Origin of the sequence: Blautia luti (genome assembly GCF_013304735.1) — a bacterium.
Lineage (GTDB): Bacteria > Bacillota > Clostridia > Lachnospirales > Lachnospiraceae > Blautia_A.
In genome coordinates this window covers 98140-121629 of sequence record NZ_JAAITI010000001.1, presented here as the reverse complement: position 1 = coordinate 121629, position 23490 = coordinate 98140, and the positions used below count along the sequence as shown (strand labels likewise).

Here is a 23490-nt window from a genome sequence, read left to right as displayed (position 1 = left end):
TATTTTTATCCCTTTCTTATTCACACTTCTTCCATATTCCGTATCCGGATTCCAGCCACATATCACTTAAATTCTCTGTTTTTCCATCCCATGACAGAGCCGGTGTTCCTATCTCTTCCGCCACAAGCGCATAAAGAACAAAACGGTCCAGAGGAAATGGCGGATAAAGAGGGTCAAAAGAAAACATCATCAGAAATCCGTTAATACAGCTGATATAACCTTCTATTTTTTCGTATTCATCCCAGCATTCAACCGCATCTTCCAGCTGCCCGAGAATGTTTTCCAGATTTTCAGAAAAATGTTTTTCTTCGTTTGCTTCTGCCATTTCATAAAGTTCATCCCGCAAATCTTCATTTTCATTTCTTGAATATCCGGAAATAAACAGATATGCGAGCAGCAATATATCTTTACGTTCAACAATGGCCGCATTGTCCGGTTTTTCCACAAAACGTCTGATGGCACCCAGACGGTTGCTTCTCTCATAAGCTTTACACACAAGATAAATCTCTTTATTAAATGGTATATTATCATGTTTCGTCTTCAGACTTCCATGAGATGGCAGGCCAATCTCCCCGGGTTCCGCAAACTGCCAGCCATGAGCACACATAAATGCCTTGGCCAGGCTTCCCATATCCGGATAACCATCTTCTGCGATCTCCACCTTAACCTGATTGTCTCCGGAATTTGAGACCTTTCCGACTGCGTCGCTTCTGCGGTCACCTTTGTGATATGCCCAGTAATCGTAAGTTGGATAGAGTTTTACAAGATAGCGTGTCAGTTCCATCAGGTCTTTTCTTCGCTGCAGGGAGTATCCGGAATAATAAACAGAAAGATTATCCGATATCACTTTTTTCGTTTTTTTATCTTTCTTCACGAGGTTTTTTCGTCTGGTAAACTCTGAATCTACGGAATACATGTATTCGATCAGCTTATCTTCCATATCTTCCCGTTCGGATTCCGGGACACTGATACCGGCCAGTTCCGGTATCTGGTTGCTGATCATTCTGGTCATCCCCATATTACCTACAGACTGTATTTTTCCGGCATCTTCTTCATCATACCGTGGCCTGTTCTGTTCATATTTTTTGAGTATGCTTTTTACTTTGGTCCAGTCTCCCCGGGGACGCAGCATTTTGCAGAACAGGCAGATACAGTCCAGCGGATTTCTTACGCTGAACGGTTCATGTCCACAGGCAAGGAGAAATTTTGTCGTAGTATAATCATCCATATTTAAAAGAAAAGACAGTTTTACCGCAAGTTCCCTTTTTCTGGGATATTTTTTGTCACTGAGCCACTGAAACCATTCGGTTGCCTTTACTACCTCGTCCTGTTCCTTTAACATATATTTTTCCAGCCTGGAGCTCAGAACTTTAAGAAATTTCTCCGGCCATGGGACATTGTTGTTTACGGTCAGATCTTCATAAGATTCCCCTGTTTCTTCGGAAACACCACCCAGAAGCTCCGGAAAAGAGACCTGTATCTGCCTTCTCATCAAAAATCCGGCCGTGCAGAGATTTCTGGCATCATTCAGGCTCCTGACAACAGCCATGGGGTCGTTCATCAGTTCTTCACTCATATCCGCCAGTTCTTTCGTCCACATATCCATTGCTTCTTCTGCCTGTCTTGTGAGACTGTTCTCGTATTGAAGGCCTGTATTTTCCATATGTTTTTATTTCCTTTCCCTGTAAAAAATACAGCAACAGGCTCCCTTTCTCTCAGGAGCCTGCCACATCTTCAAATATTTATTCTGTTTTCTCTTCGGATTCTGTTGCAGTTTCTTCTGCTTCTTCCACCACTTCCTGTGTATCTGTCTCTTCCGAAACCTCTGCTTCCGGAGCGGCTTCTTCAGTTTTCACAGTTTCTGTTACTTCCTCTGCTTCCGTAACTTCTGCCTCCGCTGCATCTTTCAGCTCTTCCTCTGCCTGCTCGATTACGTCTGTGGCTTTTTCTTCCAGCTCTGCAGTAGGACACGCGGCTCCACAGTAAGGGCAGAAACTTGCTTCCCGCATAACTGCCTTATGGCAGGCCGGGCAGAATTTTTCACCTTTGCTGGCTGCAATGGCATCCCGGAAGTGATCCGCCTCCAGCATATGCTGACTGATCTCTTCACAGATTGCTCCTACTTCACCATCCACTGCCTCCCCGTGCTCATAACGGGTATAGATCAGTTTTCCGATATCCATCATCAACTTCTCTGTCATACGCTCCTGTGCAGAAAGCTTATTCCGGATTTTCTGAATCTCATAAAGATTTTCTGCTCTGGAGCTGAGCCCCTTCGCCTTCCGTGTCAGTGTATTTCCAAGATCATCCCAAAAATTCGCCATATCTGTCACGCTCCTTTTCTTTTATAAAACACGTTTTCACCCTTCAATGAGCGGAGTTTCCTGACCACGCATCAGAATCTTCGGTCCGCCATTTCCCTGGATATAACCTTCTGTGATCACTACTTCACCGATATTGTCGTCCTTCGGGATCTCGTACATGATATCCAGCATATACTCTTCCAGGATCGCACGAAGCGCTCTGGCCCCTGTGTGACGCTCCAGCGCTTTACGTGCGATGGCATGAAGGGCTCCGTCCTCAAACTCAAGTTTTACCTCATCCAGAGCCAGAAGTTTCTGGTACTGCTTGAGAATAGCATTCTTCGGCTCCTTAAGAATCTTTACAAGCATGTCCTCTGTCAGTCCGTTCAGTGTAAAGATAATCGGAAGACGTCCGATAAACTCCGGGATCATTCCAAACGCACGGAGATCATCTACGGTAACCTTCTCCAGGACATGTGGATCATTGTCATATTTATCCTTCAGATCTGCATAAAATCCGATGGACGCCTGCTTATTCAGCCTCTCCTTGATGATGTTCTCAAGATCTGGGAACGCACCGCCACAGATAAATAGGATATTTCTTGTATTTACCGTTACCATCGGGACCATTGCGTTCTTGCTGGTGGCACCTACCGGCACCTCAACCTCACTTCCTTCCAGAAGTTTCAGAAGTCCCTGCTGAACAGCCTCACCGCTGACATCTCTCTGGTTGGTGTTCTTCTTCTTGGCAATCTTGTCGATCTCATCGATAAAGATAATTCCATGCTCTGCTTTCTCCACGTCATTATCTGCCGCTGCAAGAAGCTTGGATACTACGCTCTCGATGTCATCGCCGATATATCCTGCCTCTGTAAGAGATGTGGCATCTGCAATAGCAAGCGGCACCTCAAGAAGTTTGGCAAGCATCTTCACCAGATAAGTCTTACCACAGCCTGTCGGTCCGATCATCAGCATATTGGATTTCTCGATCTCAATATCATCCATGGTGTCTGTGGCAACTCTCTTATAATGATTATAGACACCTACAGACATTACTTTCTTGGCATATTCCTGTCCGATCACGTATTCGTCCAATGTTGCCTTGATTTTATGCGGTGCCGGAATATCTTTAAGATTGATCACCGGCTTCGGGGTTTCGGATTTCTTCTTGATTTTCTTCGCCTGATTTCCCGGATTCTGAAGACTGCTGAGGTCGATCATACTCACATTCGGCATGTTAAAAAGATCGGAATAATTTCCGTTACTCATCTGTGTATTCATAGTATCGAAACTCTTCTGCATGCAGTCTGCACAGATATGTATATTATTGGGAAGGTCAATCATCTTCCCTGCCTGACTCTCCGGTCTGCGGCATAAAAAGCAGAATTTTTCATATTTCTGCTCCTGATCATTGTCTTTATTATTATCAAACTCTGCCATAACGTTTCCTTTCTCGTTTTTATTATGCATATTATAGCACATAATCCTCAGGTATCAAATTAACTTTTTATAAAACCAGGGAGCTGCATTTTCCTGCAGCTCCCTGTATAAATTCTATTCGCTGTTTTCTTCTAGTTATCAGAAGATGGCTTGCTTCCCAGTGTAACTTCCACGGTCTGTTCCTTATATTCTCCGCTTTCTGCTCTGGCAATTACCACTTCAATGGTTTCTCCGGACTCGTAATACTGAAGCTTGCTTACCAGGTCATCCTTGCCACTTACTTTCTGTCCATCCAGCTTCACGATAATATCGCCTTTTTTTATTCCGGCATTGTCGGCCGCACCGCCTTCTGTTACCTGTGTAAGGAAAGCACCTGCCGGCATATTATACATCTGGATCGCTTCTGTTGTAAGATCAGCCGCCTTAATTCCCAGATAACCAACCTTGGAAGAATCCTCCACCTTATCACGTGTCTGGCGGTTCATCAGCTCCTCCAGAATTGGCTCTGCCTTGGAAATCGGAATCGCATATCCCATGCCTTCTACCTGGCTGTCCGCATATTTGGCAGCATTAATTCCAATTACTTCACCCTTCATATTAAGAAGTGCGCCGCCACTGTTTCCTGGATTGATTGCCGCATCTGTCTGAATGAGTCCGGATGTCTCTCCTTCTTCTGTACTGATGCTGCGGTTCAGGGCACTTACCCATCCGGAAGTTACAGACTGACCATATCCAAGTGCATTACCAATCGCAACTACCTGCTCTCCTACAACCAGATCATCGGAGCTTCCAAGCTGTGCAATCTTGATCTTACTCATAGTTGCTTCCGGAATGTCTGATTTCTCCACTGCGATCACTGCCAGGTCATTTTCTTCATCGGTACCTTTGATCTTGGCTGAAACCGCATTATCAACATCCACATCGTTTCCGGAACTGTCACCACTGGCCATTGCCTGTGTTTCTTCTTCCGCACCGACAACATCACCATCCGCGAAACATACGGTAAGTGTTGTTGCACCGGATACTACGTGATTGTTGGTTGCAATCAGAAGCTCACTGTCATTTTCACCTACAATGATTCCGGATCCGCTTCCCGCACTCTGATACTGACGTGTTCCATATCCGAAAAAGCTCGGGATCTCCTGAACACTGACGGAAGTAATTGCCACAATAGATGGCATCGTTGCCTGTGCAACGCCTGCTACCGTACCGCTTTCTGCCACAATATCCTGTACGCTGGAATCTGTGGAACTATTATCTGCACTGCTGTTGTCTGTTCCGTCAATGGTTTCTGTTTTTTCAATCTGTGTACTGCTGCCATCTTTTATGAATTTATCAGCTGCAATATTCACTCCCTGGAATACTGCACCCGCAACCAGTCCGAAAATCACAGCCAGAGCCACTGCTGTCGCTGCTTTTTTGCCAAAACCGTTATTCCCATTTCCACCGGATGTTCTGGGTTTTTGTGGTTTCTTGGGCGGTATGCTTCCTCCTGCATAATTTCCTGCCTGAGGCTGATGCACTTCATAATGTCCGTATTTCGGTTTTTCCTGAGCCATACCGCCATTCTGTGTGTTTCCGGCATTGCCCTCCTGCATCCGTCTGCCTGCTGAATATGGATGTGTCAGTGGTTTTTCCATTGTGAAATTCACTTCAGATGTTCTTCTGTCAGAATCTGTTTTCTCTTCCTGTACGGTCTCTATATGATCCATGCCACTGCCTGTTGCACTGCCAGTGTCTGTATTTCCATAAGTATTCAGAGCATTACCCTCTTTAGGAGCGTTGCCGCCTGTTTCCGGCAGGTTTTCACCCCATCTGTTTTCTTCACTCATGATTCTGGTGCTCCCTTCTTTATTTTTTCTTCTGCCATCGCTTTATAAGACACAGTTTAACAGGCAATTGTGTTCAAACTGTGATATATCTTTTAAAAAAGAGTGACCCTCTGATCCGGTTTGTTTATTTCTTTTTCTTCCAGTATTCCGGACTCATGGTGCAGGATAGAATCAGCTTTTCAGGAAGTTTTTTATATCGCTTTCCGAGAAAATATCCCGCATATTTGGAAGCGCTCTGAAAAAACAGTCCCGGTATCATCCAGATGTGTCCTGTTTTTGTCAGATATGCCATACTTTTTTTCACCAGCCGGATTCCCTCCCCTTCAGATGGAACTCCCTCAAATATCTCCGGATGCTCCGCCTGGGAAACACCAAGGTCAAAATTTCTGTGAAACTGCTGCGCGCAGCTGTAATTATGGGAATGGTAAACTCTTGCCTCTGCCACATAGGCAACTCCGTATCCTTTTTTTACCATCCATCCTGCATAAATCATATCTTCATTAAAAATCGCATGTTCCGGAAATCCACCGATTTCGTTATAAATTTTGTGATCATAGGCAGCACAGACATTGGAACAGAAATAGGTTTTAATTCCCCGTGTTGCCAGATCCTTCTCTGTTTTCAGGCAGGACTCTGACGGATAATTAAAAGAACGGGTATATTTTTCCAGGAAACCACAATCACTTTTTGGAAGCTGTCTGGCATAGGCAGCACCGACCTTCTCATTTTCCTGTATCGCTGTAACAAGACTGCCGATCAGTTTCCTGTCTGCCGGCAGGGCATCCTGTGTCATAAAAACCAGAATTTCTGCATCGGACAGCTCTGCGCCCCGTCTTCTTGTTGCCCCGTGATCAAACTCTTCCTTTGTAAGATGATGCACTTCCACAAGAGGATATTTTTCCTCCCATGTTTTTTTCCAGAATTTTTCTTCTGTATTCATAACAATAATTCTGTTAACCGGATATTTCTGAGCACTGAGACGTTCCAGAAGTTTCTCAAATTCCTCCCCCGGACGGTATGCCGGAATGATTACATCTGTTTTCACTGTATTCATAATTTTCTCCTGTCCAGAAAGGACCACCCGTTACTGGATGGTCCTTCTTCTAATTGATTATTTCTTTTTTATTCTCCGTCTGAAAGATCCTCACCGCCGCCGGAATCGCCACCGGAATCTTCTGCGGAATAATCACTTCCAGCATCATCTCCACCGCCGGAATAGTCTGTGTCGTCTCCACCGCCGGAATAGTCTGTGTCGTCCCCACCACCGGAGTAATCGGTATTATCACCGCCGCTGTAATCCGTATTGTCGCTATAATCACTGTCGTCACTGCTATAATCATAGGAATATGAAGTATCCGTATCCCCCTGCCATGTATAGGAATCATCCGTTGTGGCACTCGGAGCCTCCGTTGCTGCCGGAGATGTACTCTGTGCCTCACCGCCACCTGCTATTGTGGTAATCTGTGCACTCTTGTTCAGTACATCTTCTGTCGGTGTATAATTTGTATTTCCATACAGGAACTGGTGCATTTTGAGAACATTGGATTCCAAAGTTGTCGGTACAATAACACTGCCCTTAACCGTAGAAAATTTGTAATCCTGCGGGAATCCTGTGGTTTCATCGATTCCATATCCGATCATTGCCGGAATCATTTTCAGGATTTCTGTTTTGGAAACAGAAGTCTTAACCATCGGGAATACCTGATCCATAATATCAAAGATTGTGGAAAGTCCGGCTTTTTTTGCCTTATCTACAATCATCTGGATTACTCTTCTCTGTCTTTCTGTACGTCCCATATCCAGACTTGCGGTATAACGGATACGGCAGTAAGAAGTAGCCTGTACACCATTCAGATGGTAAGTTCCCACAATTGCTTCCTGATCTTCCGGTTTCGGATCCGGCAGTTCAACAGGGGTGTAACTCTTGCCTGTCTCTTCAGAAGTTTCCACACAGTAGTTATTCATATGCACAATCTCTGCATAGGACAGCGGGATATCCAGACCTCCAAGACAGTCTATTACCGTTACCAGAGCGTCGAAGTCAATTGACACATAATCTGTAATATTCAGATCCAGATTGGTATTCAGCATATTGACAGCCTGTGTCGGGCCGCCCAGCGCATAGGCTGCGTTTGCTTTGGAATAGGTATCATCTTTCACATTCAGAAGTGTATCTCGATAGACAGACACAAGCTTGACTGCTTTTGTGTCATTGTTGATACTCGCAATGATGATGGTATCACTGTTCTCTGTATTCAGCTTCTCATTTTTGCTTCTGTGATCCAGTCCGAACAGTGCATATGTGGTATATCCTGTCATCTGCGGTGCCTGATCATTGGTTACGATATCCTGCTCCTGAAGATCTGTCTCCTGAATATCAATCTTATCCAGTTTGGCTGAAATCTGTCCATAAACGTACAGACCGCCTATAAACAGGAGCAGTACGATAATTTCCAGGATAAACAGAACTTTTTTCCTTTTTTTCCGAGGTTTTGACATCTTTTCCTTTTCCCCTTTTTAGTATGCATTCTTGTTGATAAAGCCCTTGAATATGGTGAGGAACATGATCTTGATATCGAATCCTACAGACCAGTTTTCGATATAGTACAGATCACATTCGATCCTCTTCCTGATAGAAGTGTCACCACGGTAACCATTTACCTGTGCCCATCCGGTAAGGCCCGGACGCACCTGATGTTTTACCATATACCGTGGTATTTCCTCCCGAAACTTTTCTACAAAAAACGGCCGCTCCGGTCTTGGCCCCACAAGACTCATTTCCCCTTTCAGGATGTTAAAAAGCTGTGGAAGTTCATCAAGACTGGTATGACGCATGAACTTCCCGATACCGGTAACTCTTGGATCGTTTTTTACAGTCCATGCTTTTTTTTCTTCAGACTCCTTCTGAATTTCCATGGAACGGAATTTATACATTCGGAAAGTCTGATTATGCAGTCCGACACGTTCCTGTTTATAGATCAGCGGTCCTGGAGAGGTAAGCTTGATCAGAATGCACAGAATCAGCATCACCGGTGATGAAGCAATGATCGCAATCGAAGAACCGATAATATCCATCGTCCTTTTTATCAGTGCATTAAACGTGTTACTCAGCGGCACGTACCGGATATTGATCACCGGAAGCCCGAGAATATCTTCTGTATATGGTTTGGTCGGAATAATATTATTATAATCCGGAATAAATTTCGTGTGCACACCGGATTTCTCACAGAGTGCAACGATCTCTTCCAGACGATAATACTCACTTAAGCCCAGGGTAATGGCTATCTCATCCAGACGGCTGGATGGAAGGATGATCATAAGATTGGCGATTCTGCCGATTACCTTAACCCCTTTGTAGGTAGTGCCTGCCGGCACATTGTCATCCAGTATACCCCTGATCACGTATCCCCATTGCGGATTCTGCAGGATCCTGTCTACATATTCCTCGGCAGCGCGGCTGTATCCTACCAGCAGCACCTGCTTCTGATTCATTCCCTTTTTTCGCATGTCCCGGAGAATGTAGAATATGAACATACGCACACACCATTCCAGAACAATGTTGATCACACAGAAAGAAACCAGTGTAAGACGGGAATAATCCAACTCTTTAAAATTATAAAGTGCAAACATGATGATAAGGAGCCCTAACGCGTTTGCCTTCACAATTCCGGCAAGCACGAGACGACGCCCCTGCATTCGCATCGGTGTATAAAGATCAAAAGCCTGGTAAAGAAGCACGTAGCCCGGAATAATAAAAATCAGCATGAACATATATTCCTGGACAGTCTTGGACTGAACCGCAGAATGCTCAAAAATTCCCTGAAAACGGATCAGCCATGCCAGCGCATAGGAGGCCGCAATCACAAATACATCGATCAGCATATGGAGACGACTGAAATTTTTCTGGTTATCTTTAATCAATTTCCGCCACCTCATTTAAGTTCATTGCCTTTATCTTATAATAGATGAATCCCAAAAGCAACAAAATCTTCCCTCTGAAATATAAAATTTCTGTGAAAATATGGTGTTTTAACCGGCAAAACGCCTAAAAATGTTGATCCAGAGCTCAATCTGAAGCTGGATATAACGTGGAAAATTTCTCATGGAAAACTTCACTTTTTTTCCTTTTCGGCTGATCTGGAAACCATTTTTGATTCCCGCCAGATACTCCCGTCCAAAACCTTTTGACGCAAAGAACAGAATTTTTGCCCCAAATCCGACAATCAGAAGCGGAAGATTCAGTATGATCTGAAGGAACGGCATGTTCTTGTAAATAAGGTAAATATTATTTCTGGACGAATACCGGATCTTAAACTGATTGTATCTGGAACCGCTCGTTCCGCTTCCCACATGATAAACTTTCGCTTTTGGAGCATACCAGTTCTGGTACCCAAAAATCCGGGCGCGGTATCCGATATCCAGATCCTCCAGATAGGCAAAATGCTCTTCATCAAAATCCCCGATCCGGTCGATGATTTTTTTTCTGTAAATGGCAGCTCCCGCACAGGCGGAAAAAATCTTCTGCTCTTTATCGTAATGGTTAATGTCCTTGTCTTTTCCTCTGGCAAACGCCCATCCCAGCGCACAATAATAATTACCCGCATCATCCATCTTGTCATGGTCGTGAAGCTGGATCATTTTTGCCTGGCAGGAAAAAGCTTTTTTATGTCTTCTGAGAGCCGCTACCATTTCTTCCAGAAAATCCGGTTCTGCTTCCGTATCATTATTCAAAAGCAGAACATACGGTGAACGTGCCGCATGAATTCCCTCATTCACAGCTCTGCTGAATCCGTAGTTTTCCGGAAGCTGGATCATGTGAACCCACGGATATTCCGCGGAAACAAAAGCACAGCTGCCATCTGTGGAGCCATTGTCCACCAGTATAACTTCAAAATTGCGGATGGTCTGCCTCTCAAGGCTTGAGAGTACGCCATCCAGATATGCCATTCCGTTAAAATTCGGTATGACTACTGATACTTCCTGCATTGGTTCATCCCTTCTTCTTTCCCATTCCCGGAAGAGGCTTCAGGGAATAATTCCATTTTGACAGAGAAAGATTTTTGTTATAGTACGGATCTCCGTTTTTTAGGATCTCCATCCAGTGAGAACGGATATATTCGATTTCCGACTGGAAGCGGCGGACTTTTTCCTCACTGTCCTCTGCTCCTCTGGATTTGGACTCGTAATGGTAAAGTTTCACGTACGGATCATAAACAATCAGATGTCCATGACTTCTCACCTTCAGGCAGAGATCCACATCATTAAACGCCACCGCAAGTTCTTCTGTAAAGCCGCCGGCTTCCAGAAAAACATTTTTCTTCATCATCATGCAGGCCGCTGTCACACAGCTCATATCCTGCAGAAGGGATGCCTTATGCAGATATCCGGTACGTTCCGCCGGCATATTTACAAACATATGTCCCGCAATGCCGCCCATTCCGATGACACATCCCGCATGCTGGATAGTGTTGTCCGGATAAATTAATTTGGCACCGACGGCTCCCACCTCCGGCCGCTGGCAGACGCCAAGCATTTCCGAAAGCCAGTCCGGATTGATTACTTTTACATCATTATTCAGGAAAAAGAGATAATCTCCTTTCGCATGACGTACTCCAAAATTATTGATTGCGGAATAATTGAATTCCTTTTTCCAGCGAAGCAGACGGATTCTCGGGTCTTGGGAAAGTTTCCGGTAGTAACGGAATATCTCCTCGGAACTGCTGTTGTTCTCCACAATAATGATCTCATAATTCTTATAGGTAGTTTTTTCAAAAATAGATTCCACACAGGCCTGAAGGGTCTCTTTTTCTTCCCGGTTGGGGATGATAATAGACACCAGCGGTTCTCCCTGCACCGGATATTTCACACGGTAAAATCCGAAATCCGGGGTATGCTCCACAGTTCCCGGGGTTCCGGTACGTGCAAGGTTTCCCTCAATGGCACGCTTTCCTGCTTCGAAAGCATACATTTTACTTGCCGGATTATCTGCTGTGGATGATTTGTGGGTTCTCCAGTGATAAAGAATCTCCGGTACATGAATGACCTCACGTGCCTGTTCCACACAGCGGAAAATAAAATCATAGTCCTGCGCTCCGTCAAATTCTCTGCGGAAACCTCCGGCTTTCTGTACAACCGAACGTCTCACAACCAGAAAATGACAGATATAATTGTTGGATCTTAAGAGATCCAGGTTAAAATCCGGTTTCAGATGAGGCTGAAAATGCTCGGACAGATCTGTTGTGACCTTGTCTTCATCTGTATAGATCACATCTGCCTCCGGATGTTCCTCCAGTGCAATTGCAATCTCATACAGCGCATTTGGAGCAAGCAGATCATCATGATCCAGAAGTGCAATAAAATCCCCTTTCGCCATGGCAAAAGCTGCATTGGTATTCTCGGCAATGCCCAGATTTTCCTTCAGATCTTCATAGCGGATCCTCTTATCCATCTCTGCGTAGGATTTCAGCACGGTCTGCATATCCGGATCTTCCGGGCTTCCATTTGCGAGACAGAGTTCCCAGTTCTGATAAGTCTGGGCAAGCAGGGAATCCAGCATCTGTCTTAAGAACCGCTCCGGCGTCAGATATGCCGGCACTACAATACTGATCAGCGGACCGTTACGAAACTTCCTCTTTCGCTGCTTCTCCAGTTTCTCCTCCGTTGGCCTGTATGCCTCATACCAGGGTCCGTAGGGAACTTCTTCCGGCTCAAAACGCTCATGAAGCCTGATCCAGAATTCTTTCAGACCGTAATGTTTCAGATATCTCAGGCCTTTCTGTACTGTATAGGGAGAAAGCTTCTTCAAAAGCCTGTCCCATTGAATCTTTCCTGTGGAATCATCTTTACTCATATATTTTCTCCGTATTACTCAATTTGATAAACGTATTTTAACATTACCGCATTTTTTTTGCAAGGAAGAGAGAAAGTGTGTTATACTGAGCTTACGTATGTATTGCTTACATAAGAATTATTTTTTATACAGGAGTACCATATATTATGAAAAAATCAAGAATAACCGCGGCGCTTCTGGCCTTTGGAATCTCAGCTTCCATGGTGTTCCAGACTCCAGTTTTCGCCACAGAAGAAACCGCTGTTGCTGTATCATCCGGTATTACAACCAACTTCATCAGCGGATGGCCACAGGGGCCTGAGATCACTTCCGCATCTGCCGTAGTCATGGAAGATTCTTCCAATACCGTTCTCTACGCCAAAGATATGGATACCGCTCTCTCCCCTGCCGGTGCAGTTAAAATTATGACCTGCCTTCTGGCTCTGGAGAACAGCCAGTTAACCGATCAGGTTACCATGACAGAAACCGGTGTTTCCGGTGTCACAGATGGCGGCGCCCATATTTCTTCACAGCTTGGAGAAGTTTTTACCATGGAGCAGTGCCTCTATGCAATCATGCTGGCTTCTGCCAATGATATTGCCCTTCAGGTTGCGGAACAGATCGGCGGCTCTGTAGATGCTTTTGTCCAGAAAATGAATGACCGCGCCCAGGAACTTGGATGTACCAATACCGTATTTACCAATCCTACCGGTCTTCCGGACGATAATCAGCACACCACCGCCCATGACCTGGCCCTGATTATGAAGGCAGCTATCAGCAATGACAGTTTCCGCACAATTTCCGGTGCCACTTCCTATACGATACCGGCTACCAATGTTTCCGGCGGTGCCAGAAACCTTACCAGTTCCTTTTCCATGACAACTCCGACTTCCGCCACTTATTATCAGGGCTGTATCGGCGGACGTGAGAGTACTACCACAGCTTCCGGAAGCGTCCTTGTAACTGCTGCCGAGCGTAACAGCACTACTCTGATCTGTGTTGTTATGAACGGTGCAACCGGACAGACAGCCAATGAAGCCATCACTCTGATGGACTACGGCTTCGCCAACTTCCAGCTTCTGGATCTTGCAGAAGAAGATTTCCACATCCTGTCCGGAGGTACTGTAATGGTTCCGGCCGGTGCAACTTCCGATGACCTGACTACAGAAGATACGCCATCCGATGGACAGCTTCTCCGCACCTATTCCTTTGGCGGAGCTCAGGTTGGAACTGCCGTAGTGGAAGATACTTCCGAAGAAAGTACCACCACAGAGGTTCAGGAAAATGACGACAACATGGATGCAGCAAAAGCTTATTCCGAATCCCGCTCCCCCATTCCTTATTTTGTAATCGGTGGCGTTGGCGTTCTGCTTCTGCTCCTGCTTCTGTGGCGTATGATAAAGATTATCCGCGCCTGATCTCGCTTTACGTTGGATTTTGTTTTGCAGTCTTACAGAAATCCAACGGATATTCGAAATTCACATTCCGTAAAAAAATCCCTCCTATGTATCGATCATTTTCAGATACATAGAAGGGATCTTTTTTTACTCAATTTTCCTGTCAGAAACTTAGTGATAAAACGGAACCACCAGAAAAATATAGCACAGAAACGGTGAAGCCACCAGAAGTACACTCAAAACCCGGTAGATCCACATTCTGATCTTTTCTTTTTTTACAAAACGTTCCAGCAGACGTTTCCAGCCGACTGTCACAAAATACATAGCCGGATACAGAGCAGGGATAATATAACGTCCCTGTGCCTGGTTATCACTGTAATATACATAATACATAAATAGTCCCACAGGAATCAGGATCAGAAGGATCATCAACAGATGGAAGATTCCTTTTCTGTCCCATTTATCGGACACAGTTACTGTTTTTATCTTCAGTTTTTCACTGCCCGATGTTTTTCGTTCTTTTACAACGGTACGCTTCTTCGGATAAAACATTCCCAGCATGGACAAAATCCCAACTCCACCAAGTCCGAAGAACAGAAAATACACCTTGCTCACACCATAAGGCATATAAATCTGCATCAGTCCGAAAGTTCCGATAAAACTCACCAGAACTGTGAGAAGCCAGTTATGCTGCCAGCCCGGGTCCTGATAAAGAAGGATATCTTTCCATGTCCATTTCAGTTTCTCCGGTGTGGGATACCTGGACGGCCGGTAATCAATGGCTGCATATTTCTCCGCACATTCGGCGCAGGCTTTTCTTCCGATAAAATCTCCGTCATAAAGAATGGCATTTCGCACAAACCACCATCCACATAAGGCAATGGTTACGACTGCGATCACGATTCCCCTTCGAAATAGAAAGGCAATCCTCTGTTTCACCGGTTCTTCCCTGCACAGAAGGACTGTCAGGCAGAAAAACAGGAAGCTGCATAAGATCCAGCCGTAAGCATTATAGTAGGACAGTGCACAGACCGCCATTCCAACAGCCAGCAGGATCGAATTTTTGAGACTCCAGTCTCCTTCTTCCAGATAGCAGGACCAGGAATACAGAATGATTCCCATGGATAAAAGGGCCAGGGAATCTGTATTTACATAAGTTCCCAGGAACAGTGCCTGCGGCATAAAACCTGCCAGCGCCGCAAACAGCCATCTTCCCTCTTTCGGAAAAAGCTTTCCGGAAGCTTTCACAACGAAATACACAGATCCCGTCACAAAAAGCACATCTGCCATTCTCGCCGCATGGAGAAGTCCGTCGGCAGAGGCATGGAACAGTCCTGCGATCCCCATAAATACAGCAGATACCATATAGGAAAGAATGGGATAATAAGCATAGGAAATTCCCCAGGTAGCATCACGGATGGTTGGCTCATCTCCAAGAGGCAGTTTGCCCGGATGTTTATGAAGATACTGTGCCACCATGTAGCGCATTTTTTCATCAGGGCCCGCTCCCAGCGGCTGCATGAACGCCCATGCAGTCAGAAGCGCAAATGCCGCCAGGACAAGGACCAGCACCTGAAACCGTTCTTCTTTCCAGATTTTTTTCATTTCCAAGATCAGCTCCTCCTATATCCGCTTCAGAGAGAAATCCTGGCTCTCCAGTGTAAGGTTCGGGTTATAGTAAGGATCTCCGTCACGGAGGATTTCCGGCCAGTGTTTTTCGAAGGAAGCAATCTCACGGTTAAATCTTGCCACCTTCTCCGGTGTATCCTCAAGACCTCTGGATTTGGACTCATAGTGATAAAGCTCCGCGTAAGGATTGTATACAACCAGATATCCGGCTTTTCCAAGGCGGAGACAGAAATCAATGTCATTAAAGGCAACCTGGAATTCTTCGCTTAATCCATGAACCTTTTCAAAAGCCTCACGTTTTACCATCATGCAGGCTGCTGTTACTGCACTGTAGTCCTGGGCACAGATGATTCTGTGGCAGTATCCGGTAGCATCCCTCTTCTGCTGCACAAAGCAGTGTCCGGCAATGCCGCCGAAACCAATGACTACACCTGCATGCTGCACAGTATCATCCTCATAATAGAGACGTGCTCCCACAGCTCCCACATCTGGTCTCATACAGTATCCCAGCAGCTGTTCCAGACAGTCCGGACTGATGATCTCCGTGTCGTTGTTGAGAAGAAGCAGGTACTCACCTTTGGCATGGGCCGCACCGAAATTGTTGATAGCAGAATAGTTGAAAATACCATCCCAGTACACCACATGAGCCTTCGGATTGGAGGCTTCCAGCTCTTTATAATAAGCAAAAGTCTCCTCTTCCGTACTGTTATTTTCCACGATCACATACTCATAATTGCGGTAAGTCGCCTTTTCTTCAATGGAATCAATACATCTTTTCAGATCATCAATATGATCTTTATTAGGAATGATGATGGATATCAGCGGTTTTTCTTCCCATAGGAATTTCGTGCGGTAAAGACCAAGATATTCGCCCTTTTTGATCTCTACCGGAACGCCGATCCTGTCATAATGAGCCTTAATGGCACGTGCGCCTGCATCAAAAGCGTACATCTTGCTCTCCGGATTCTCGGCTGTGGAATCCTCATGGCATCTCCAGTGGTAAAGGATCCTGGGGATATGATGGATCTTCTCTCTTCCCGCAGCTTCCACACAGCGGAATACAAAATCGTAATCCTGTGCACCGTCGAATTCTTTTTTCAGCATTCCGATCTGATCCACGATCTCTTTTTTCACAACAAAAAGGTGACAGATGTAGTTTACTGTACACAGAAGGTCGATATTGAAGTCCGGTTTGAAATGAGGCTGGAAGAATTTATGACCATCCATGGACATCTTATCTTCGTCGGAATACAAAACCTCGATCTCCGGATTCTCATTCAGTGCTTTCACACACTGGAACAGGGCGTCCGGTGTCATCTCATCATCATGATCTGCAAATACGATAAAATCTCCGGTTGCCGCTTCCATAGCCGCATTGGTATTCTCTGCGATCTGAAGTGCCTGTTCATTACGGATCACACGGATTCTCTCATCGCTTTTTTCCAGTCCGGCGAGATAATCGGTAAGAGGGGAGTCTGCCCCACTTCCGTCGGAAAGACAAAGCTCCCAGTTTCCGTAAGTCTGAGCCTCAATAGAGTCCACCAGCTGCTGGAGATATTTCTCCGGAGTCTTATAAAGCGGGATCACAATGCTGAACTTTGGATTCCAGGAAAATTTTGTTTTTCTTTCTTCCGCAAGTTCAGCCTTATCCGGCAGGTGCTTCACGATCCATTTGGAATAATCCACAGGACGATTTTTCCGGTTCATCACTTTTCCGAAAACTTTTCCGGTGAGGGCTGCTGCCCCGTGAAGTTTCATGTAGCGGCTTCCTTTCCGGAAATATACGGCAGCTTTCTCCGCAAGGCGCTTCTGTGGCTGCAGATGTACCAGACGAAGTGTCCGCACATTGCCGGCCTCAAATACAATATAGAATTCCTTCACACTGTCATAATGGAATTCAAAGAAAAATCCGCTCTTCTCATCAATTTCTGTTTCCTGGTACTGGTTCTGCACGTCCACACGTTTCAGTCTGGTGATCTCGCAGGGGATCTCCTTCCGGCTGCGATCTTCCAGGCGGATGGTCAAGGGGCGGTTAAAAGCTGCCCATCCACGGACACGGCAGATTTTTTCCCCGGATTCCACCTCAATACTTTCGATAAAGTACTGCGGTTTTCCCTGCTTTTTGTAAAGCTGCGCTGCAGAAACAGAAAACCACTGGATGCGTTTTCCGCCTTTTACTGCATAAACAACAAGCTTCTTTTTGCCTTCCAGATCCGGCAGACAGATCTCCATCTGTACACGCTCTCCGTTTACCAGATCCAGATCTTTAAAGCGCTCCAGGGCGCTGACACGCTCCTGGGCACTGATGGCTGCCGGAAGTTTTTCCCCGTCAAGAACGGCTTCCGGCTTATGGTCTTTCGGCCAGGTTCCCTGAAGGTGATACAGGGAACTGTCCTTCAGGTCAAACCTGTCTTTTTCTACTTCGTATAGCTCTCGCTGCATAACAATTCCTCCATTGCGTCCTTTCCGGTATTCTCTGTCAGGTAATGTTCCATGACTTTCTCATGTGCCGCCTCTCCCATGGCTTTTCTGGCCTTCTCATCCGTTACCAGAGATTCCAGGGCACTGACCCATTCTTCTTTCGTGGCGCACATCCAGCCGTCTTTTCCGTTTTCGATCACATATTCCATCTCACGGTTGCGGCTCATGACACTTGGAACTTTTACAAGTGCTGCCTCCGTCCACTTGTTTTCGGACTTGCAACAGTGGAACAGGCTGTTCTCCAGCGGCATCAAATTGATGTCCAGCCCTGCGATCACGCCAGGCAGCTGTCTCCAGTCCATAAACGGAAGTTTCTCAATACGGTTCTGTACCGGCTCCATTCCGGATTCATCCAGCACGCCCACCAGTTTCAGATAAACCTCCGGGTGGCGCTGCATCACTTCCAGAAGTGCGGCTTCCACCTGGGCAAAATCCTGGTCATGGGTCTTGGAACCGCTTAAATATCCTATATAGATCCGGTCTTTATCTTTGTCTGTCTGCTCCACTGCTTCGTGGGACAGAACCTCCATCTCCATGCTCATGCAGTTACGGTTGATGACCACCGGTTTTCCCGGAAATTCTTCCCGGATCTCACCAGCCAGGGTTTCCGTGGATGTGAAATATCCGTCGCAGAATTCCATACATCCGTGGATACGGTCTGTGGTTGTGCGGAAATCGCTGTACTCGCTTCCCTTCAGGAAATGCAGCCCGGAGATTTTTTCGTAATCAAATACCAGGTCATCCACATCATAGTAAACAGGGATTCCGGCTGCTTTCGCCCGGTTGACCAGCATCTCCGCTTCCATAAGTTTGCTACAGCGGTACATCACAACTGCCGTATATTCCTCGATGTTCTCCTGCTCTGTCTGATCCATCTGGATAAATTTCGATGCATATCCGTTAAGGATCAGCTGTTCCCGGAAATGTTCCACACGATATCTGGATGCAAAGGAGATTTCCTCCCCGACGAAAAGAATCTTGCGGTTTTCCACAGGAAATTCATTTTCGCCGAGAGTTTTCCACAGGGAAATCATCTCTTCCACAATATTTTCCGGCTGCTCATTCTTAAGGACAAGGCCTTTCTCATAACGTTTCACACGTTCCACAGGTGCACCTACCGGAAGTACGGCTACCGGGAAGCCCATGGAGATGATCTCGGAAGTTGTGTAGGAGAAAGTCTCCGGCCATACGGACGGGATCAGGAACATGTCAATATCCTGCTCCAGGGTAAGTCTCGGGATCTCTTCTCTTGTATATCTTCCAGTCTGGGAAAATACCGGGCTTTCGATCTCTTCGTCGGAAGTACCGATCAGTCTCAGACGGATGTTCAGATCATTCTCTTCGATATATTTTACAAGCGCCTTCACAACTTCCAGGCCTTTTTTATAGCAGAGCACACCGATGAGGCCAATGTTAAAGGTCTCTGTGGTCTTTCTGGTTTTCTTCACTGCCGGAAGATAATGTGGTGCATGCGGAATCACATGGAGATTGTATACATCCGGATAAGCACGCTTGAACAGCTTCGCCGTATCATCGGAAAACGCACGGATCTCGTCACAGTTCAGTAAGAATTCACGGAATTTTGTACGCCAGAGAGTTCCACTTCCGTACTCTGTGCAGGCATTGCTGCGGTTGTCCGGAACGCATTTGTCGCAGACCTCACAGGATGGCACGCCGCAGTATTTTCCCCTGGCATCGATCAGGTTCACTGCCGGACAAAGGGCGAAAAAGTCATGAAGAAGCATGAGGATCTTCGCCCCCTGCTCTCTCTTAAGACGCAGGATACGCTCCAGGGTTTCGTAGAGATTCTGGTAAGTTACAAGCTCGTTGATCCAGATCTCGTCCACACGCATCAGCTCGTCAAGTGCAGTTTCCAGATCATTGGCAAAAAATTCCATCTCGTACTGCTTATACTGATAAGTAAAGTAAAAACGATTGCTTACGATATTATAGCGGATGGTCACAAAACGGTATCCTTCCCGCAGTGCCAGACGCCTTTTCTCCACAAGATAAGCCGTAGCTCCGCCGCCCAGATCATGGTCAAAGGCCACAATGGTAGGCACATCCAGCTTCTTATTGAGAAGTTTCATCTCCACATAAAGTCTTACCGGACGGAGCGGATCTCTTCTGCAGTAGTCTGCGGTATCCTTGTTGTAATCCGGATGTTTGCGGAGCAGTGCGTCGCTGTGCTCTTTCAGAAGGCGTTGTTTCTCCTCGGACGGGAAGCTTCCACCGTGTTTGTGATATACGAACAGGTTATCCACATGTACGTTCTCATAACCTGCAGCTATGGCACGCTGGCACCAGTCGTTTTCCTCTCCGTAGCCTTTTCCGAAGTTCTCCTCATCCAGAAGTCCGACTTCTCTGATGGCTTTCAGGTTCATACCCATGCAGAATCCCACACCTGTAGGCATGGATGGATACTGCGGGCGGATCATGCGGAATTCATCATCGATCTCCCACAGCGGCATTCCCTCAAACAGTTTGTTATCCCGGCAGAAATCCGGGAAACTGCAGATGGTTCCGCAGGTGGTAAACGGTGTGGTGGTGGCGATCTTTTCCTTTGCGAAGATCGGAAGCATCAGGCGCTCCAACCATTCTTCCGGAACCTCCACATCTGTATTTACAAGGGCAACGTGATTTTCCGCCATCTTTAACGCACGGTTTACAGACGGAAGGAAGCCCATATTGGTCTCATTGTTAAGAAGTACCACATTGTCATGCTCTGCGGCATATTTTTCCAGATATTTTCCTACTTCCAAGTCCGGGCTCTTGTCATTTACAATGATCAGGCGATACGGAACCTTTGTCTTCTCAATTCCGGAAAACAGGGCGTCAAAATACTCCAGACCATTATAAACCGGCACGATCACATCCACCTTCTGCTGATAAACAGCCTGTGGATAATCTTTTCTCACACTGCGGACATAACGCTGTTTGAAGTGGCGGAGATTTCCGATACTCTTCGGATCTTCAATGGCATATACCAGAAGTTCCTTCTGATCTCTGGTTCCGGGAATCTTTCCAATGAGGAATCTTCCGGTATCTGCTGCTGTTCCGTATTCCAGAAAAACAGAAATCTCTGCCGGCGCAAGAACCGTTGCCAGGAAAGAAAATCCCGCACTTTCCGCCTCCGGCTTTCCAATGGCATTGGCTACATCCGTACGGTAGATCGTAGTACAGGAAGCTTCCTGAAGCTTCTGTGTTCCCTGATAAAATACGATCCTTGGCTGTCCCATGGAAGCAAATGTAGGATCAAATGCCCAGCCAATGGCATTTAAAGTACCATTTTCATAATGGAAAAAATCAACACTTCCCATACAGGTAGGAGTTGCCTCCACTCCCATCACAGTTGCTGGCTCTGTATGATAATGGAGAACTTTTTTGACCAGCCTTTTCACCTGAGCTTTTTTGCCAGGATGACGCAGTGCCTCTTCCTGCATACGGGCTGCCTCTTCCGCCGCCTGTTTTGCTGCACGTTCGGCCTCTTTTTTAACTCTTTCCTGTTCCCTGCGTACTTCCCGTTCTTTTTCAAATGCCAGAAGCTTTTCCACATCCGGAAGCTCCAGACAGTCAAGTTTTCCCTCAATTACGATCTTATCTACATTTTCCGGGTGTGTAACGTGAATAAGATAAAAACCATCGGTTGTAAAAAATGCGGTTATACTGTTGTCCACCTTCATATGAACACCCTGCGGCACAAGTTCTGCACTGCATCCGCAGTCCAGGCGCTCTACTTTTACTTTCAGGAAATGACCGTTTGCCGGATTCCATCGGAGATTCTTTATCCCCTCAATTTCGGAAAGATCAAAATCCACCCGAAAACGGTTTCCTGTAAGTTTTCCCTCTGCATAAAGCGTATGTTCTTCACAGAAGCCCTCACCAAGATCATAGTAAATCTTACTGTGCATCTGGTGTTTTTCTCTTTCTCTGTTCACCAGCTCTGTTACGGAAACCGGTACTTTTTTCTGTTCAAACGGAAGCAGGGATCCACATCCAACATACTCATAAACAAAATGCATGGTCCATTTCATGAAGATCTCATAATCTGTGTAACCGATTTCAAATTCTGCCATCATATCATCTTCATGTATCAGCTGTGGCAGCTCCGGAATATGAGTATACAGTTCATGGATCAGACGCCACATAATGAAATTCACCGGTACAGGAAAATCAAACATCCATTCATAATCAATGATCTGATTTTGGCTTTCACCCATGAAAATATTACTGCAGATCAGATCCACATTGGCAGGGCAGACACATTCATAATCTGTTCTTCCGGGATATTTTCCAAATACCTCACAGAACTCTTTCGTTCTGTAATCCATGATCCTGCGGGACTGGAAAAAATCCCGATGGAAATTCTTAAGAAGTCCTTTGAGCTCCCCGGTTTTTCCTTCATGAGCAAGTTCAGCGATTTCCTGATGAAGAGTTTTTCCGGTAAGAAGCGGATAGCTGACTTTTCCGTTTTCTGCCTTGCATGGAAGATTTTTATATTTATCAGAGCCTGTTTTTTCCGCTCCAAGCTTTTCCAGGGTCTTCAGGAACCACTCTGCCTCAGGCACCATGGCCTCTTTTTCTGCACGGACCTCTCCGTTCTCACGAACGATCTTTGTCAGAAGCCGAAACTTTTCCTTTCGTTCCTGATTCAGTTTTACATAGAGAATTTCTTCCTTCTCCTGTCTTTCTGTTCTTCCGGCCTCCACAAGGAAAGAATTCACAAAACTGCTCAGGATCTTCTCTTTTTCAAAAGCTTTTACCCCTGCATGTTCTGAGAAAAGATCCGCTGTCTTATCTGTGTACACCGGATAGTTTCTTCCATAGGAATTGGTATAAAGGCTCTCATCTGTAAAAATTTCTGTAGGAAATTTGTAATCCGGGTACGGGTAATAAAAGTGCAGAAAAGGAAAGCCGCTGTTTTCCAGCAGCTCTCCCAGTTCATTCTTGGAAAAGGTGCGCACAGACTGATTTCCCGGATATCCGTTGATTCCGAAAAAGTGAAGATCTGTGTGATCCTCCGGTGCTCCGGCAAAGTACTTCAGTCCCAGTCGGTTCTCGATGGCGATCAGAAGTCTTCCCTCCGGTTTCAGGTATGCACCCATACGCTGAAGAAATGTCTCGTAAGGAGTTTTTCCTTCCGTAAAACTCATGGCATACTCCAGAACACCGTTTACTACCACATAGTCGAATTTCTCCGGAAAAGTCATGTCGTTGAGATTTCCAACCATGATCGTGAGATTTTCTTTATCATTGTTTCTTGCATAATTTATGTCTGCACGACGCTTGGAAAGCTCCACTGAAGTCACATGCCCGGCCTTGCGGCAAAGCATTCCGGTAATAGCTCCGCATCCGGCTCCGATCTCAAGAACGGAATCCGTCTCTTTCAGAGGGTACCAGCTTAAAATATTCTCCCGCAGTCCGGAAAAATGATAGACAATGGGAAAACTCACTTCATCCTCCGGCAGGTCCTCAAACGATTTCCCTTCCTGTGCCATTTTCAGAAGTGTTTCCTCGATATCCCCATCGGAATAATGATCCTTCGCCGTATAATAATCTAAATTCAACTCCGCCATAGT

Annotated in this window: 13 protein-coding genes; 1 reads left to right on the top strand and 12 read right to left on the bottom strand. The window is 45.9% G+C overall.

All coding sequences use genetic code 11. The annotated features are described in order from the left end of the window. Positions 1–16: 16 nt before the first annotated feature. From G5B06_RS00525 to G5B06_RS00485, 9 genes are all read right to left on the bottom strand, one after another. Positions 17–1663, bottom strand: coding sequence for a hypothetical protein (locus G5B06_RS00525; RefSeq protein WP_173771121.1), 1647 nt, complete (start codon positions 1661–1663; stop codon positions 17–19). Positions 1664–1742: 79 nt separating this feature from the next. Next, a complete protein-coding gene (locus G5B06_RS00520; protein ID WP_148445011.1) occupies positions 1743–2324 on the bottom strand; it encodes a zinc ribbon domain-containing protein in 582 nt (193 codons plus the stop codon). Positions 2325–2360: 36 nt separating this feature from the next. Continuing rightward, complete coding sequence (gene clpX / locus G5B06_RS00515; protein ID WP_243278882.1) at positions 2361–3743, bottom strand: ATP-dependent Clp protease ATP-binding subunit ClpX; 1383 nt, start codon at positions 3741–3743, stop codon at positions 2361–2363. Between the two features lie 131 nt (positions 3744–3874). Further along, positions 3875–5575: a S1C family serine protease gene (locus G5B06_RS00510; protein ID WP_243278883.1), complete on the bottom strand. Its 1701-nt coding sequence runs from the start codon at positions 5573–5575 to the stop codon at positions 3875–3877. A gap of 124 nt (positions 5576–5699) precedes the next feature. Next, positions 5700–6629, bottom strand: a complete 930-nt coding sequence (locus tag G5B06_RS00505; RefSeq protein WP_148445013.1) for a glycosyltransferase family 2 protein — start codon at positions 6627–6629, stop codon at positions 5700–5702. Between the two features lie 68 nt (positions 6630–6697). Then, a complete protein-coding gene (locus G5B06_RS00500) occupies positions 6698–8074 on the bottom strand; it encodes an LCP family protein (RefSeq protein ID WP_173761785.1) in 1377 nt (458 codons plus the stop codon). 18 nt (positions 8075–8092) lie between these two features. Beyond that, positions 8093–9496, bottom strand: a complete 1404-nt coding sequence (locus G5B06_RS00495; protein WP_173761784.1) for an undecaprenyl-phosphate glucose phosphotransferase — start codon at positions 9494–9496, stop codon at positions 8093–8095. 108 nt (positions 9497–9604) lie between these two features. Then, positions 9605–10561 (bottom strand): glycosyltransferase family 2 protein, encoded by a 957-nt coding sequence (locus G5B06_RS00490; protein WP_148445016.1) that lies wholly within the window; start codon positions 10559–10561, stop codon positions 9605–9607. Between the two features lie 4 nt (positions 10562–10565). Then, a complete protein-coding gene (locus G5B06_RS00485) occupies positions 10566–12425 on the bottom strand; it encodes a glycosyltransferase family 2 protein (protein ID WP_173761783.1) in 1860 nt (619 codons plus the stop codon). A gap of 146 nt (positions 12426–12571) precedes the next feature. Here G5B06_RS00485 and G5B06_RS00480 point away from each other — a divergent pair, with 146 nt between their 5' ends. Further along, positions 12572–13822, top strand: a complete 1251-nt coding sequence (locus G5B06_RS00480; RefSeq protein WP_173761782.1) for a D-alanyl-D-alanine carboxypeptidase family protein — start codon at positions 12572–12574, stop codon at positions 13820–13822. A gap of 150 nt (positions 13823–13972) precedes the next feature. On the opposite strand, the gene G5B06_RS00475 is transcribed toward G5B06_RS00480, so the two are convergent. Genes G5B06_RS00475 through G5B06_RS00465 form a run of 3 tightly spaced genes read right to left on the bottom strand, consistent with a single transcriptional unit; the run spans position 13973 to position 23487 of the window. Next, positions 13973–15406, bottom strand: a complete 1434-nt coding sequence (locus G5B06_RS00475) for an ArnT family glycosyltransferase (RefSeq protein WP_243278889.1) — start codon at positions 15404–15406, stop codon at positions 13973–13975. Between the two features lie 18 nt (positions 15407–15424). Further along, on the bottom strand, positions 15425–17872 hold the full coding sequence (locus G5B06_RS00470; RefSeq protein WP_148445019.1) for a glycosyltransferase family 2 protein: 2448 nt from the start codon (positions 17870–17872) through the stop codon (positions 15425–15427). Then, on the bottom strand, positions 17848–23487 hold the full coding sequence (locus G5B06_RS00465) for a glycosyltransferase (protein WP_173761781.1): 5640 nt from the start codon (positions 23485–23487) through the stop codon (positions 17848–17850). Before G5B06_RS00465 ends, G5B06_RS00470 begins: the two co-directional genes overlap by 25 nt. Positions 23488–23490 lie beyond the last annotated feature (3 nt).